The following is a 15470-nucleotide window of genomic DNA, read 5'->3' as shown; positions in this document are numbered from 1 at the left end:
GGGGAATTCTTCGATGATCCGTAAGCACTTCGCCGGTTTCGCGGCCAGCGCCCTGGCCCTGGCCGTTACCGCCCAGGCTTTCGCTGGTACTGTCACTACTGATGGCGCCGATATCGTAGTCAAAACCAAGGGCGGCCTTGAGGTTGCTACTACCGACCAGAACTTCAGCTTCAAGCTGGGTGGTCGCTTGCAGGCCGATTACGGCTCATTTGACGGTTTCTACACCAAGAACGGTGACTCCGCCGACGCCGCCTACATGCGTCGCGCTTTCCTGGAACTGGGCGGCACCGTCTACAAGGACTTCAAATACCAGATCAGCTACGATTTCTCCCACAACGCCGGCAACTCTGACGACGGTTACTTCGGCGAAGCTTCCATGTCCTACGTGGGCTTCAAGCCTGTGACCATCCGTGTCGGTCGTTTCGACCCGGATTTCGGCCTGGAAAAAGCCACCAGTTCCAAGTGGGTAACCGGCATCGAGCGTAACTCGGCTTATGAACTCGCCGATTGGGTAAACGGCCACGAAAACGGCCTGGGCATCCAGGTCAGCTCGACAATTGCCGACATGGCCTATCTGTCCGCCAGCGTCGCCTCCAAAGACATCAACGACGAAGACGGCAAAAGCGTGAAGCAATTCAACGGCCGTGCGGTGTTCGCTCCGATGCATGAAGCCGGCAACGTCCTGCACTTCGGTCTGGATGTGGCGGTGCGTGATTTGAGCGATGCGGCATTCGACTCGCGGATCCGTCCTCGTCTCGGCGTGCGTGGTGTGTCGACCAGCGGCGGCAACGATGCCGGCTCCAACGGCAACCGCGCCACTTTTGGCGGCGGCACTGGCCTGACCTCCAACCTGACAGCAGTCGGCGCGTATGACACTGACACCGTGTTTGGCGGTGAATTCGCTTTCGCCACTGGCCCATTGTCGCTGCAGGCTGAATACCTGACTCGCAAAATGAAGGCTGACAGCGACGCTTACCAGGACGTCAAGGCCCGTGGTTTCTACGGCCAGGTGGCGTACACCCTGACTGGCGAAGCGCGCACCTACAAACTCGAAGGCGGCAAGTTCGACACCATCAAGCCCGAAAACAAGCAGTTCGGCGCCTGGGAAGTGTTCTACCGCTACGACAACCTGCGTGTTGACGACAAAAACATCGTGACCAACAGCGCTACCCGCGAAGTCGGTGATGCCAAGGCCAGCCTGAACACCGTCGGTGTGAACTGGTACGCGAATGAGGCGGTCAAGGTATCCCTGAACTACGTCAAGGCCAGCACCGACAAAATCACCAATGCCAACGGTGATGACAGCGGTGATGCGGTTGTAGGTCGTGTGCAGTACGTGTTCTAAGAACGTCGTAATAGCGTGACGCCGCGCTCTTTCTTCATCCGTTAAAGCGCTCCTCGTTTGCTTGCCCCGCCATTTGGCGGGGTTTTTTTTATCTGCAGTCGTGCGGCTCGCGGGAAACCGCTGTACCTCGGGTTCTGTCAGAATGGCCCGATGAACGACCATCGCAAACACGCGTTTACTGTCGAGGATTGGGATGCGGTTACAACGCTTGAATACGCTCTCCGAGATTGCGCCGGATGAATGGAACGCATTGGTTCCCGAGGAGCAGCCGTTTCTACGCCATGGTTTCCTCAGCGCCCTTGAAGACAGTGCCAGTCTCGGTGCGCAATCGGGCTGGCAGCCGGAACATTTGCTGCATTACGAAGGCGGACGGCTGCTTGCCGCATTGCCCAGTTATCGTAAATGGCACTCCTACGGCGAATACGTCTTCGACCATGGCTGGGCCGATGCGTGCGCGCGTGCGGGCATCGACTACTACCCAAAATTGTTGACGGCGGTTCCTTTCAGCCCGGTCAGCGGACCACGGCTGTTGGCAGCGAGTGCGGCGGACGGTTTCGAGTTGCTCAAGAGCCTGCCCGGCTACCTGGAAATCGAAGGGCTTTCCAGCGCCCATATCAATTTCACGGACGCCCTGACCGACGACGCCCTGGCTCAACAGGCGGATTGGCTACAGCGCCTGGGTTGCCAGTTTCATTGGCAAAACCGTGGGTATCGGGACTTCCAGGATTTTCTCGATGCGTTGAGTTCACGCAAGCGCAAACAGCTGCGCAAGGAGCGCGAGCAGGTGGCGGGGCAAGGGATCGAGTTCGAATGGTTGCAAGGTCACGAGCTGAGCGAGGCCCAGTGGGATTTTGTCTACGCCTGTTACGCCAACACCTACGCGGTGCGTCGGCAGGCGCCTTACCTGACCCGAGCGTTCTTCAGTCTGTTGGCTGAGCGCATGCCGCACGCCATCCGCGTAGTGCTGGCCAAACAAGGGACGCGGCCCGTGGCGATGGCGTTCAGCCTGGTGGGTGGTAAGAGCTTTTATGGACGTTACTGGGGCTGTCTTGCCGAGTTCGACCGGCTGCATTTCGAAACGTGTTTCTATCAAGGCATGGACTATGCCATCGAGCATGGCTTGCAACGTTTCGATGCGGGCGCCCAGGGGGAGCACAAGCTGATTCGCGGGTTTGAACCGGTGATTACCCGTTCCTGGCATTACTTGCGCCATCCGGGACTGAAAACGGCGGTGGCGGATTTCCTCGAGCGCGAGCGAATGGGCGTTCTGGCGTATGCCGAAGAAGCGCGCTCAGCCCTGCCGTATCGCCAGGGCTGAACGCGCTTGACTCAGGCTGCTTGTTCTTTGCCCAGCCAACGATAGGTGATACCGCCGATCACCGCGCCAAGGATCGGTGCGAGCCAGAACAGCCACAGTTGTTGGATCGCCCAGCCGCCGACAATCAGCGCAGGCCCCGTGCTGCGAGCCGGGTTGACCGAGGTGTTGGTGACGGGGATGGAAACCAGGTGGATCAGGGTCAGCCCCAGGCCAATGGCAATCGGTGCCAGGCCGGCAGGTGCACGACGGTCAGTTGCACCGAGAATGATCAGCACGAACATCGCGGTCATTACCAACTCGGTGACAAACCCTGCCGCCATGGAGTATCCGCCGGGCGAGTGCTCGCCATAACCATTGGAGGCGAGCCCCGAGGCCAGTTCGAAGCCCGGTTTGCCGCTGGCAATGAAGTAAAGCAATGCCGCGGCCACCACGCCGCCGATCACTTGCGCCACGATGTACGCTGGCAACTCCCTGGCCGGAAACCTCCCGCCCACCACCAACCCCACGGAGACTGCCGGGTTGAGATGACAGCCGCTGATATGGCCGATGGCGAACGCCATGGTCAGTACCGTCAGTCCAAATGCCAGGGAAACCCCCAGTAGACCAATTCCGACACCCGGGAACGCTGCGGCTAATACCGCACTCCCGCAACCCCCCAGCACCAGCCAAAACGTACCTAGACCTTCCGTGACGGAACGTTTGAACAAAGACATGAATACGTCCTTAATAGATTGCTCTATCTAATTTACCGGTCGGTGATGCTTCCCTGCAGTCTGATGTCAGGGCCCTCCTGGACCCCGATTGCAGTACAGCAGAATTTTGATGCAAGACCAGTGAGATAGAGAAAACTGTCAGAATTGTTCGGAATTGGCGGTATTTCGAGGCGCAAGGATCAGTCGATCCCGACAAAACCTCCGGTCTGGTGCTGCCACAAACGCGCGTACAACCCTCGGTGGGCGAGCAGTTCGGCATGGTTGCCACTTTCGGCTATCTGGCCTTTTTCCAGCACCACCAACCTGTCCATTCGAGCAATCGTGGACAGCCGGTGCGCGATGGCAATCACGGTCTTGCCCTGCATCAGGGTTTCCAGGCTTTCCTGGATCGCCGCTTCGACTTCAGAGTCCAGCGCCGAGGTGGCCTCGTCCATGATCAGGATCGGTGCGTCCTTGAGTAACACACGGGCGATTGCGATGCGCTGGCGTTGTCCACCGGAAAGTTTCACCCCGTGTTCACCTACGTGGGCCTCCAGGCCGGTACGGCCCTCGGCGTCGCAAAGCAGTGGGATGAACTCGTCGGCGCGGGCCTTGTGTATGGCTTCCCAGAGTTCTTCATCGCTGGCGTCCGGTTTGCCATACAGCAGATTTTCACGGATTGAGCGGTGCAGCAGCGAGGTGTCCTGGGTGATCATGCCAATGCGTTCGCGCAGGCTTTCCTGCGCCACCTCGGCGATGTTCTGGCCGTCGATCAGAATCCGCCCGCCTTGCAGGTCATAGAGGCGCAGCAGCAGATTGACCAACGTCGACTTGCCGGCGCCGGACGGACCGATCAGGCCGATTTTCTGCCCTGGCTTGATCACCAGGTCCAGGCCGCCGATGATCCCGCTGCTTTTGCCATAGTGGAAATCCACCTGCTCGAAACGCACCTCGCCACGGGGTACCGTCAGGCGTGGGGCGTTTTCGCGGTCGATAACCGCCAAAGGCTGGGCGATGGTTTTCAGGCCATCCTGGACGATGCCGATATTCTCGAAAATACCGTTGACCACCCACATGATCCAGCCCGACATGTTGACGATCCGGATCACCAGCCCGGTGGCCAGGGCGATGGCGCCGACCGAGATCAGTGAATGGGTCCACAACCATAGGGCGAGTCCGGTCGTGGTGACGATCAGCAGGCCGTTCAGGGTGGTGATCACTACGTCCATGCTGGTGACCATACGGCTGGCCAACTGGGTTTTCTCGGTCTGTTCGACGATGGCTTCACGGGCGTAAATCTGTTCGGACTGGGTATGCGCGAACAGCTTCAAGGTGGTGATGTTGGTGTAGCCATCGACAATCCGGCCCATCAGCTTGGAGCGGGCTTCAGAGGACGTCACCGAGCGCGCCTTGACTCGTGGCACGAAGTAGCGCAGGGCCAGGCTGTAGCAGATGATCCACGAAACCAGCGGAATCATCAGGCGCCAGTCGGCTTCGGCGAACAGCACCAGGGAGCTGATGGCGTAGATCGCCACATGCCAGATGGCATCCACCGCCGCCACCGCCGAATCGCGCAGCGAGTTACCGGTTTGCATGATGCGCTGGGCAATGCGTCCGGCAAAATCGTTCTGGAAAAAATTCAGGCTTTGCTTGAGCACATAGCTGTGATTCTGCCAGCGGATCAAGCTGGTCATGCTGGGGCTGATGGTCTGGTGCACCAGCAAGTCATGCAAGGCGCCGAAAATGGGCCGCAACAGCAAGGCGACGACGGCCATCCAGATCAGCTCGCTGGCATGCAGTTCGAAGAAATTGGCGGGTGGCGTGCCCTGTGCCAGGTCGATGATGCGGCTCAGGTAACTGAACAGAGCGACTTCGATCAGCGCGCCGATCAAGCCCACCACCAGCAACGCAGCGAAGCTCGGCCACACCTGGCGCAGGTAATAGAGGTAGAAGGGCAGGACTTTTTCGGGAGGGGCCGCGCTGGGAGCGTCGCGGAAGATATCGATCAGTTGTTCAAAACGACGATAGAGCATTGAGTCTGACGCCCGCGGCGCGGGCTCTCCTGTTCAAATACGCGCGGTACCTTGTGAGCGCCGCGCGGGACATCCGGTGGACCTCAGTCGATGCGCTTGGCCGACTTGATCAGGACCGGATCGATCGGCACGTTTTGCATGCCTTGTTTGGTGGTGGTTTGCGAGTTGACGATGATGTCGACCACGTCCATGCCTTTGACGACTTTTGCGAACACGGCGTAACCGGCATCGCGACCCGGATCAAGAAAGGCGTTGTCGGCCACGTTGATGAAAAACTGGCTGGTGGCCGAGTCCGGATTCGAGGTGCGCGCCATCGACAGCGTCCCGCGCACGTTATGCAAGCCGTTGCTGGCTTCGTTCTTGATCGCCTTATCGGTGGTTTTTTGCGACATCTGCTGGGTAAAACCACCGCCCTGCACCATGAAACCAGGGATCACCCGGTGGAAAATGGTGTTGGTGTAGAAACCTTTGTCGACATAGGCGAGAAAGTTCTTGGTACTGATCGGCGCCTTGACCGGATCCAGTTCAATTTCGATGTCACCGTTGGTGGTGGAGATCAATACATGGGGCGCCTTGGCAGGCTCGGCCGCCATCAGGTTGGCAGCAAACAGAACGGAACCGGCAAAAAACGCGATTTTTTTCAGCATGGGTCAATGATCCTGGGTAGTGGTTTCGACGTTCTTCAGAAAGTCGAGCAGGGTGGTGTTAAAGACTTCGGGTTGATCCAGGGGCGTTGCGTGGCGGGAGTTCTCGATCACCACCAGTTGCGCATCGGGCAGCAGTTTTACATAGATTTCTTTCTGTGCCACCGGGGTGTAGTCATGGTCGGCGCTGATGACCAGGGTTGGACAGGTGATCCTCGAAAGTCGTTCCTGCACGCCCCAGCCCACGATCGCATCGAAGCTGGCGAGGTAAGCATGTTTGTCATTTTTTGCCCAGCGCGCGGTCATCTTGCGCCGCAGATCCGCCTGTTCGGGCGCGGGAAACAGCCTGTTGCTCAACGCCTTGCCGATGGTGTCCAGGCTGAGTATCCGTGCCAGGCTCCAGCGTTTGGCCCATTGCCAATAATCGCTGGCGGTGCGGACCTTGACCTGCGGTGCGCTGTTGACGATGCACAGGCTTCTGAGCAAGTGCGGCTGATCCACCGCCAGTTGAAAGGCAATCATGCCGCCCAGGGACAAACCCACCACGTGGGCTGGCTCCAGGCGCAGGTGCTCGATCAGCGCCAGCAAATCGGCGCTGAATCCTTCGATACTGTAGCGCTCACGGGGCTTGTCGGAGCGACCGTGGCCGCGTATGTCCACCACGACCAGATGATAGTGCTTCGCCAGCACCGGCACCTGCAGCTCCCAATCCTGGCAACTCGAGCCCAGGCCGTGGATCAGGATAAGCGGCACGCCGTGGCCATATTCCTCGTAATGCAGGGTGCAACCTTCATGTTCGAAATAGGCCATCGGTGACCTCCGTGTCAGGCTTGCTGCGGTGCGGCAAAGGGTGCGTCCAGCGGGGCGGTGTCAAAGGTACGCAGCAGTTCCACGAGAATCTGCGTGGCCGGACCCAGGGGTTTGTCCTTGTTTGAGAACAGGTAGAAGGTCGGATGGCGGCTGCCACCTTGCTCCAAGGGCAATTGCTTGAGCACGCCCTCCTTGAGTTCACGCTCGACCATGTGCCGGGGCAGCCACGCAAACCCCAGGCCGCTGCCGACGAAGGCCGCGGCGGTGGCCAGGCTGCCGACGGTCCAGCGTTGTTCCGCCCCCAGCCAGCCGACGTCTCGTGGTTGTTGTCGGCCGGAGTCACGGATCACGACTTGCATCTGGCTTTCCAGGTCCTGGAAGCTCAATTCACGGTTGAGCCGGTGCAGCGTATGTTCGGGATGGGCCACGGCGATAAACTCCACGTCGCTCAGCTCCGTGCCCAGGTAACCGGGAATGCTGAAGCTACTGATTGCAAGGTCAGCCACGCCCTCGATCAGCAGTTCCTCGACGCCGGAGAGTACTTCTTCACGCAGGCGTACGCGGCAGCCGCGGCTTTGCGGCATGAAAGCGCTCAAGGCACGCACCAGTCGGGCGTTGGGATAGGCAGCATCGACCACCAGCCGTACTTCGGCTTCCCAACCCTGTTCCATATGGTGCGCCAGGTCTTCCAGCTGGCTGGCATTTTTAACCAGCTGGCGCGAGCGCCGCAGCAGGACTTCGCCGGCCTCGGTGAGCACGGCCTTGCGTCCGTCGATACGCAACAACGGCACGCCGAGCTGGTCTTGCATGCGAGCCACGGTGTAGCTCACGGAGGACTGCGAGCGGTGCAACACTTCAGCCGCCTGGGCGAAGCCACCGTGGTCGACCACGGCTTGCAGTGTGCGCCATTGATCAAGGGTTACGCGGGGCGCTTTCAAGATGAGCTCCTCTTGTCCTAAGCTGGCAGTCCTTACTGGAGACTGCCGAATGAAGAAATTCTGTTGCGTATTGCTGGCGCTGCTGCCGTTGAGCGCGTTTGCCTATCCCATCGATGTGTCCAAATCGATCAAAGGTGTCAGCATTGATTACATCGCCTCTGACGTTGATGCCGATATCAGCTCCATTCAACTCAGCAACTACGGCGCGAATGACGCTACGTGTAAGGTCGCGTTTACCAACGGTCCGGAGCCGGCTCGTGTGCGCAAGGTGCTGGTTCCAGCGGGTAAAAGTACCAACACCACGGTCAAGTTCAGTCGCTCCATTATCAAGATGCGCATCAAGCTGACCTGCGAACCCAAATAAGCCGGAGCGGAGAAGGCCGCGTGCCGTGCTCCGCTTATAAACAAATTTATAGATGGGTTACAGCAGTTTTTTACGCTTTTTTATCGAAAGGGCTCTGTTTAACCTTCACTCCATCGACTTACAGCAATCTCCGATGGAGCCTACGTAACCATGTCCAATGTTCTGATCATCGAAAGCAGTGCCCGTCAGCAGGATTCGATTTCCCGCCAACTGACCGAGCAGTTCATCAGCCAATGGCGAGCGGCTCATCCTACCGACCAGATCACCTTGCGTGATGTGGCCGTCAACCCGGTTCCACATTTGGACGCCGACCTGCTGGGCGGCTGGATGAGGCCGGCGGAACAGCGCAATGCGCGTGAACAGGCCTCCCTGGAGCGCTCCAACGAATTGACCGCTGAGCTGTTGGCCGCCGATGTACTGGTGATGGCGGCACCGATGTACAACTTCGCGATTCCCAGCACGCTCAAGGCCTGGCTCGATCATGTGTTGCGTGCCGGCGTGACCTTCAAATACACCGCCACCGGTCCTCAGGGGCTGCTCACCGGCAAGCGCGCTTTCGTGTTGACCGCCCGTGGTGGCCTTCATGCCGGAGCCAGCAGCGATCACCAGGAACCGTACTTGCGTCAGGTCATGGGGTTTATCGGTATCCATGACGTCGCGTTCATTCACGCCGAAGGGGTGAATCTGGGTGGCGACTTCCAGGAAAAAGGCTTGAACCATGCCAAGGCGCTGTTGGCACAGGTCGCTTGAGGTGTTAATCGCCAGATAATCACCCGGTGTTTTCATAGCGTCACGCAACCCTTCAAGTGCGTGTACCGAACCTCCCTTTGCACTTGTTGCTCCTGAGTGCTCCGCCCGACTGACGCTTTAGCGAGGTCGGGCTTTTTTTTGCCTTGAGTTTCGTCGTGGATCAAAAAACGCTAAGGTCGCGCCCATTCACGATGAGGCGAGCATGGGCTATTTACTGGTTGTTACCCTGATTCAGGCGTTTTCCTTCAGCTTGATCGGCGAATACCTCGCCGGTCACGTCGACAGTTATTTTGCCGTGCTGGTGCGGGTGTTATTGGCTGGGCTGGTATTTATCCCGTTGACGCGCTGGCGTTCGGTCGAGCCTGCGTTCATGCGCGGGATGTTGCTGATTGGCGCGTTGCAGTTTGGTGTGACTTACGTCTGCTTGTATTTGAGTTTCCGGGTGTTGACGGTGCCGGAAGTGTTGCTGTTCACCATCCTTACGCCGTTGCATGTGACGCTGATCGAGGACGCGTTGAACCGGCGTTTCAATCCTTGGGCGCTGGTGGCCGCGCTGGTAGCGGTGGCAGGCGCGGCGGTGATCCGACTGGATCAGGTCAATCCGGATTTCTTCATGGGCTTTTTGCTGCTGCAATTGGCCAACTTCACCTACGCCGCCGGACAGGTGCTGTACCGGCGCCTGGTGGCGCGTCATCCCAGCGATCTGCCGCACTATCGACGGTTTGGTTACTTTTACCTGGGGGCGTTGGCGGTGGTGTTGCCGGCGTTCCTGGTGTTCGGCAAGGCCGACTTCCTGCCCGAAGCACCGTTGCAGTGGGGCGTGCTGGTGTTCCTGGGGTTGGTCAGTACCGCGTTAGGGCTGTATTGGTGGAACAAGGGCGCATGCTTGGTCAGCGGGGGCACGCTGGCGGTGATGAACAATCTGCATGTGCCGGTGGGCTTGTTGCTGAATTTGTTGATCTGGAATCAGCATGAGCCGTTGGGGCGATTGTTTCTGGGCGGGGCGGTGATTGTGGCGGCGGTGTGGATCAGTCGGTTGGGCGCGCGTTCTTCTGTGCCCGCTGAGTTACGGCAGGTCTGATAGAGGCTTCGGTGGGACGGGCGGAACTCTCAGTAGTCGCGAGTAGTCGCCGCCCGTGACCACGAGAGTCAGATCAACCTTCTTCCAACCACAACCGCAACGGTTTCCCCTCGGCTGGCCAGAAACGCGTCTGCTGAATCGGTGAAATATCCCAACGCTGTACACGCTCAAGTGCCTTGAAAAAGCGCTGTTCCTGCTCCATCAACGCCTCTGGGCAGAGTTTGCGAGTGCTGCCAATCTTGCCAAAGCTGAGCGTGTCACCCTCCAGGGTGTACGGTGCGAACCAATGGTTGCAGCCACCATTGCCATACGCCCGGCCATCGGCGCCGAGGGTGACGGTCAGGTGGGCGTAATCCATCAGTGGTCGTTCACCAATCCACTCCACCACGTAGCTGTGGTCCTGTGTGAGCTTGACCTCGTCGCTGGCGCAGCCGGCAAGGCCGCCTGCCAGTGCTGCGAGCACACCTAGGCGCTTCATTGAGCGGCCTTGCGGCATTTCGGGCAGCGGTGCTTGTCGCCGTCGGTGCTCCAGCCCAACTCGGCGATTCGCGCGTTGGCGGCCGGTTGCAGTGGCTCCTTGGTCAGCTTGGTCTCGACCGAGAACTCAAACTCCAGCACCGCGTCGCAGCTGTCGCAGTTGACGTTCCAGGTGTGAATTTCCAGCTCGCCGAATTTCGGCCCTTGCGCCATGGCAACCCATTGCCCGGCTGGGCGGATGGAGTAACGTGCATCGCCCTCGACAGTCAGTCGCATCGACAGGGTTTTGCTGCCGCGCAGGGTGACGATCAGCACGTCGCCGTGCTTGATCGAGCCACCGTTGCCAGTGACTTGATAACGGCCCGGCACCAGGGCACGGCATTCGATCAGGGTGTGTTGTGGGCTCAGCAAGCTGAAGCGGAAATCGTGTTCGGCCATGGATCCTCCAAATAGGCGCGGCATGCTATCACGGGCGCCTGCTCATCATGCGCGCGGCATGTTACCGCTGATCATCCGTGCACCAGGTTTTGTGGCTGATCGGTTGCCCACGCCGCGATGTTTGCCAGCGTGGTCGCGGCAATCGCCGCCAACGCCTCGCGGGTCAGGAATGCCTGGTGGGCGGTGATGATCACGTTGGGAAACGTCAATAGGCGTGCCAGTACGTCGTCCTGTAGTGGCAGATCCGAGCGATCCTCGAAAAACAACTGAGCCTCTTCTTCATAGACATCCAGCCCCAGATAACCCAACTGGCCGTTCTTCAACGCGTCGATCAGCGCCGGCGTGTCCACCAGGCCGCCACGCCCGGTGTTGATCAGCATGGCGCCGGGCTGCATGTGGGCCAGGGATTGCGCATTGATCAGGTGTCTACTGTCGGTGGTCAGCGGGCAATGCAGGCTGATGATCTGCGCCTCGCCCAGCAACGTCTCCAGGCTTACGTAGCGAGTGCCCAAGGCTTCGACCTGTGGGTTGGGATAGGGATCGTAAGCCAGCAGTGTGCAACCGAAGCCGGCCATGATCTTGGCGAAGGTCGCGCCGATCTGTCCGGTCCCGACCACGCCGACCGTTTTGCCCACCAGATCGAAACCGGTCAGTCCATGCAGACTGAAATCGCCGTCGCGGGTGCGGTTATAGGCGCGGTGCAAGCGGCGGTTCAAGGCCAGGATCAGCGCAACGGCGTGCTCCGCCACCGCGTGAGGCGAGTAGGCCGGCACCCTGGCGATTGTCAGCCCCAGGCGTTTGGCGGCGGCCAGATCGACATGGTTGTAGCCCGCGGAGCGCAGGGCGATCAAACGTGTGCCGCCGGCGGCCAGCTGTTCCAGCACCGGGGCGCTGAGGTCGTCGTTGATAAAGGCACAGACGACCTCGTGCCTGTCTGCCAGGGCTACGGTGTCGAGGTTCAGGCGTGCGGGTTGAAATTGCAGTTGCATGCCGGCTGGCAAAGGTTCAGCCAGAAAACTGTCGCGGTCATAGGTCTGGCTGCTGAAGAGGATGATGCGCATCAAATGTTCCTTTCTTGGCAGGCTCAAGCGTTGACCCGCGCCTCGCTGGCGAGACGGGCAATCGCCATGTCCAGGGCGTCGAGAGCGGCCATGGCCTTGGCGTCGTCCTGCTTGAGCAAGGTTTCGGCGCGCTGGCAGGCCGCGCGCAACTGCGGTACGCCACAGTAGCGGGTCGCACCGTGGAGGCGGTGGACCCGTTCGATCAAGGCATGGTTGTCGTTGTCCGCACGGGCGACGCTGATTGCTTCGCGGTCGGCTTGCAGGGAGGCGAGCAGCATCGCCAGCATGTCCGCCGCCAGGTCAGCCTTGCTGGCGGCCAGGCGCAAGCCTTCCTCCTGGTCCAGCACCGGCAGTTGTACCGTGGGGCCGGTACCTTCGGCACTACGCTCAAGGTTTTGATTGCGCAAGGCCAGGCCCGTCCATTTCAGTACCACCTGGGCCAGTTGCCGTTCGCTGATGGGCTTGGTCAGGTAATCATCCATGCCGCTTTGCAGCAACGCGCGCTTTTCGTTGGCCATGGCGTGGGCGGTCAGGGCGACAATGGGCAACGCTGTACCGTGGCCGGGGCGCTCGCTTTCCCATTGGCGAATCACCTCGGCACTTTGACGCCCGTCCATGCCTGGCATCTGCACGTCCATCAGCACCAGGTCAAAGGTTTCATCTTTCACCGCTTCGATGGCCGCGTAGCCACTTTCCACCGCCTGGACCTTGGCGCCCATGTCTTCCAGCAGGGTCTGCACCAGTAACAGGTTGGCCGGGTTGTCATCGACGCAGAGCACCCGTGGCGCGCGGCTGGACAACGGTTCCCCGGGGTCGCTGCGCAAGGGCCGTGGGCTGATCAGGTCGGACAGGACGCGCTTGAGTTTGCGCGTGCAGGCCGGTTTGGCCTGCAACTGGCTGTTGGGGTTGGGCACGGACAGGCTGAACAGCATCTGCTCGGTGGTCGGGCACAGCACCAACACTTTGCAGCCCAAATGCTCGAGATCCCAAAGGTGCTGGTTGAGGCGCTCTGGCGGAATGTCATTAGCGGTTATGCCGAGCACCGCGAGGTTGATTGCCTGTTCGGTCTGGTGGGCGCTGGTGATCCCGTTGGTGAGGTTTTCCAGGCTGTTGAACGGGGGGACTTCCAGGCCGCAGTCTTCCAATTGATGTTGCAGGGCTTGGCGCGCCAGATCGTGGTTTTCCAGCAAGGCGACGCGTTGACCCAGCAGCGGCGCGCAAGGTAGGTCTTCGATATCGTCGCGGGTTTTCGGCAGGCTCAGGCTGACCCAGAACTCCGAACCTTGCCCTGGTGTGCTTTCGACACCGATTTCGCCGCCCATTTGCTCGATCAGGCGCTTGGAAATCACCAGCCCGAGCCCGGTGCCACCGGGTTGCCGGGACAGTGAGTTGTCTGCCTGGCTAAACGCCTGGAACAGCGCTCGCACGTCTTGGTTGGACAGACCGATGCCGGTGTCCTGGACGCTGATGCGCAGTTGCACGCTGTCTTGTTGCTCATCTTCGAGCATCGCCCGGACGACGATGGTGCCCTCGCGGGTGAACTTGATGGCATTGCTGACCAGGTTGGTAAGGATTTGCTTGAGGCGCAGCGGGTCGCCGACCAGGGACAGCGGCGTATCACGATAAACCAGGCTCACCAACTCCAGTTGCTTGGCGTGGGCGGCGGGCGCGAGGATGGTCAGGGTGTCTTGCAGCAGGTCGCGCAAATTGAACGGAATGCTGTCGAGGACCAGCTTGCCGGCTTCGATTTTCGAGAAATCGAGAATTTCGTTGATGATACCCAGAAGGCTATCGGCGGACTTTTCGATGGCGCCCAGGTAATCCAGCTGACGGGGCGACAGCTCGCTTTTCTGCAAAAGGTGTGTGAAGCCGAGGATACCGTTGAGCGGCGTGCGAATTTCATGGCTCATATTGGCCAGGAACTCGGACTTGATACGACTGGCTTCCAGCGCCTCCTTGCGGGCCAGGTCCAGTTCGATGTTCTGGATTTCGATGGTTTCCAGGTTCTGGCGTACGTCTTCGGTGGCCTGATCGATACTGTGCTGCAATTCTTCTTGGGCATTTTGCAGGGTTTCGGCCATCCGGTTGATGCCCGACGCCAGTTGATCCAGCTCCTGGCTGCCCAGTGGTGACAGGCGGGTCTCCAGGTTGCCGTCCTTGAGTTGCGCCACTGCTTGTTTGATCTGGCCGATGGGGGCGTTGATCGTGCGGCTCATGCGCACCGCCAGGGCGGCGGTACACATCAGGCCAATGGCGATCAGCAACAAGCTGGCGAACAGGCTGCGGTAGCCGCGTAGCAGCATGCCGTTGTGGGACAACTCCAGCTCGACCCAGCCAAGCAGGCGGTCGGACTCATCGGGGATCAACTCGCCGGCGAGATTGCGATGGCGGCCGAACACGGGCAGTAAATAGCGGGTGGCATCATTGCTGGTACGTTGCAGCAGGTGGGAACTGTTGCCGATAGGCGGCTCATTGAGCATGGTCGGGCCGGCGTGGGCCAGCGACGAACGGTCCGGGGCCAGGAAAGACACGGCGCGTACATCGGTTTGCTCCAGGGACTGGGTGGCAATTCGTTCCAGCAGCTTGGTGTTCTTGCTGCCCAGCGCGGGAGCCACCAGCGGCGCCAACTGCTCGGCGATCATCTCGCCACGATTGAGCAGTTGGGTCTGCAGGTCCGCTAACTGCATCCAGGTAAAATAGCCCCCTAGAAGCAACGCCATCAAGCTGGTAGGCAACAAGGTCAGCAACAGTACGCGGCCTTTTATCCCCATTCTTCTAAGCACGCTACTCTCCCGCACCACACCGTTTTCGACATTCTACGCAGGCATCCGGCCCGCACCACCTGCGCAGTGTAGCCATATGCGGAGCATGGAATCTCGCAAAATAATCAGATGAGGTGAAGAGCGTGCCTCGACGACCGCGGGTATCGGGCAATGGCGATTAAGGAAGGCGCCGGGCAGGTGGCTAGCGGTTGCGCAGTTTGCGTTTTTTCCACTGAAGACCCACCCACCAGCGCCAATAGGTCATGGTCAGGCAGTACGCCAGTGCCGCCAGCACCAGGCCCATCACAATCGAGCCCAGTAGAAACGGCTGCCACATCGTTGATAGCTGACCGCTGATCCATTCCCAGGTCAGTTCGTCGGGAAGGCTGCGTGGCGGTATGTTCATCAGCCACGTACCGGTCATATAGGTGCAGAAGAATACGACGGGCATGGTGATGGGGTTGGTCAGCCAGACCAGGCTTACGGCGATGGGCATGTTGCCGCGCACGGAAATGGCGAGGAAGGCCGCCAGCAACATTTGCAAGGGAATAGGGATGAACGCGGCAAACAAGCCTACAGCCATGGCCCGCGCTACCGAGTGTCGGTTGAGGTGCCAGAGGTTGGGGTCATGGAGCAGCTTGCCGAAAAAGCGTAAGGATTTGTGTTCCCTGATGCTGGTCGGATCGGGCATGTACCGTTTGAATAAGCGCCGTGGCATAAGGGGTCCAGGTCAGTTCGAGGGACAAGTATGCCCGGA

15 protein-coding genes are annotated in these 15470 nt (G+C 59.7%); 5 read left to right on the top strand and 10 right to left on the bottom strand.

The genetic code is table 11. From position 1 onward, the window contains the following. The first annotated feature begins 13 nt into the window (after positions 1-13). Together BLU75_RS15645 and BLU75_RS15640 are read left to right on the top strand one after the other, a co-directional pair. Entirely contained in the window at positions 14-1345 is a 1332-nt protein-coding gene (locus tag BLU75_RS15645; protein WP_084381262.1) for an OprO/OprP family phosphate-selective porin, read from the top strand. A 193-nt stretch (positions 1346-1538) separates the two neighbouring features. Next, positions 1539-2663: a GNAT family N-acetyltransferase gene (locus tag BLU75_RS15640; protein WP_084381261.1), complete on the top strand. Its 1125-nt coding sequence runs from the start codon at positions 1539-1541 to the stop codon at positions 2661-2663. A gap of 11 nt (positions 2664-2674) precedes the next feature. Here BLU75_RS15640 and aqpZ read toward each other — a convergent pair whose 3' ends face one another. The 5 genes from aqpZ to BLU75_RS15615 all read right to left on the bottom strand — a co-directional run bounded on the left by aqpZ (position 2675) and on the right by BLU75_RS15615 (position 7780). Beyond that, a complete protein-coding gene (gene aqpZ / locus BLU75_RS15635) occupies positions 2675-3376 on the bottom strand; it encodes an aquaporin Z (protein WP_084381260.1) in 702 nt (233 codons plus the stop codon). A 179-nt stretch (positions 3377-3555) separates the two neighbouring features. After that, a complete protein-coding gene (locus BLU75_RS15630; protein WP_084381259.1) occupies positions 3556-5388 on the bottom strand; it encodes an ABC transporter ATP-binding protein in 1833 nt (610 codons plus the stop codon). An 83-nt stretch (positions 5389-5471) separates the two neighbouring features. After that, entirely contained in the window at positions 5472-6035 is a 564-nt protein-coding gene (locus BLU75_RS15625; protein WP_084381258.1) for a peptidylprolyl isomerase, read from the bottom strand. A gap of 3 nt (positions 6036-6038) precedes the next feature. Beyond that, positions 6039-6842, bottom strand: a complete 804-nt coding sequence (locus BLU75_RS15620; RefSeq protein WP_084381257.1) for an alpha/beta fold hydrolase — start codon at positions 6840-6842, stop codon at positions 6039-6041. A 14-nt stretch (positions 6843-6856) separates the two neighbouring features. After that, positions 6857-7780: a LysR family transcriptional regulator gene (locus tag BLU75_RS15615; RefSeq protein WP_084381256.1), complete on the bottom strand. Its 924-nt coding sequence runs from the start codon at positions 7778-7780 to the stop codon at positions 6857-6859. A gap of 49 nt (positions 7781-7829) precedes the next feature. On the opposite strand from BLU75_RS15615, the gene BLU75_RS15610 reads away from it, so the two are divergent. The 3 genes from BLU75_RS15610 to BLU75_RS15600 all read left to right on the top strand — a co-directional run bounded on the left by BLU75_RS15610 (position 7830) and on the right by BLU75_RS15600 (position 9975). Further along, a complete protein-coding gene (locus BLU75_RS15610) occupies positions 7830-8144 on the top strand; it encodes a 3-phosphoglycerate kinase (RefSeq protein WP_084381255.1) in 315 nt (104 codons plus the stop codon). Between the two features lie 150 nt (positions 8145-8294). Continuing rightward, complete coding sequence (locus BLU75_RS15605) at positions 8295-8894, top strand: FMN-dependent NADH-azoreductase (RefSeq protein ID WP_090221501.1); 600 nt, start codon at positions 8295-8297, stop codon at positions 8892-8894. Between the two features lie 202 nt (positions 8895-9096). Continuing rightward, positions 9097-9975: a carboxylate/amino acid/amine transporter gene (locus BLU75_RS15600; RefSeq protein ID WP_084381253.1), complete on the top strand. Its 879-nt coding sequence runs from the start codon at positions 9097-9099 to the stop codon at positions 9973-9975. 73 nt (positions 9976-10048) lie between these two features. Here BLU75_RS15600 and BLU75_RS15595 read toward each other — a convergent pair whose 3' ends face one another. The 5 genes from BLU75_RS15595 to BLU75_RS15575 form a co-directional block, all read right to left on the bottom strand. Then, positions 10049-10453: an META domain-containing protein gene (locus tag BLU75_RS15595; protein WP_084381252.1), complete on the bottom strand. Its 405-nt coding sequence runs from the start codon at positions 10451-10453 to the stop codon at positions 10049-10051. Further along, the gene (locus BLU75_RS15590; protein ID WP_084381251.1) at positions 10450-10890 is read right to left on the bottom strand and encodes a hypothetical protein; all 441 of its coding nucleotides are present in this window, start codon (positions 10888-10890) and stop codon (positions 10450-10452) included. Before BLU75_RS15590 ends, BLU75_RS15595 begins: the two co-directional genes overlap by 4 nt. A 71-nt stretch (positions 10891-10961) precedes the next feature. Further along, positions 10962-11951, bottom strand: coding sequence for a 2-hydroxyacid dehydrogenase (locus BLU75_RS15585; protein ID WP_090221500.1), 990 nt, complete (start codon positions 11949-11951; stop codon positions 10962-10964). 23 nt (positions 11952-11974) lie between these two features. Then, complete coding sequence (locus BLU75_RS15580; RefSeq protein ID WP_084381249.1) at positions 11975-14734, bottom strand: ATP-binding protein; 2760 nt, start codon at positions 14732-14734, stop codon at positions 11975-11977. Positions 14735-14915: 181 nt separating this feature from the next. Beyond that, a complete protein-coding gene (locus BLU75_RS15575; RefSeq protein ID WP_084381248.1) occupies positions 14916-15431 on the bottom strand; it encodes a DUF2062 domain-containing protein in 516 nt (171 codons plus the stop codon). Between the last annotated feature and the right edge of the window lie 39 nt (positions 15432-15470).

Origin of the sequence: Pseudomonas mucidolens (assembly GCF_900106045.1) — a bacterium.
Taxonomy (GTDB): domain Bacteria; phylum Pseudomonadota; class Gammaproteobacteria; order Pseudomonadales; family Pseudomonadaceae; genus Aquipseudomonas; species Aquipseudomonas mucidolens.
Note: the sequence above shows the minus strand (reverse complement) of the source record. Positions and strands in the feature narration are given on the sequence as shown.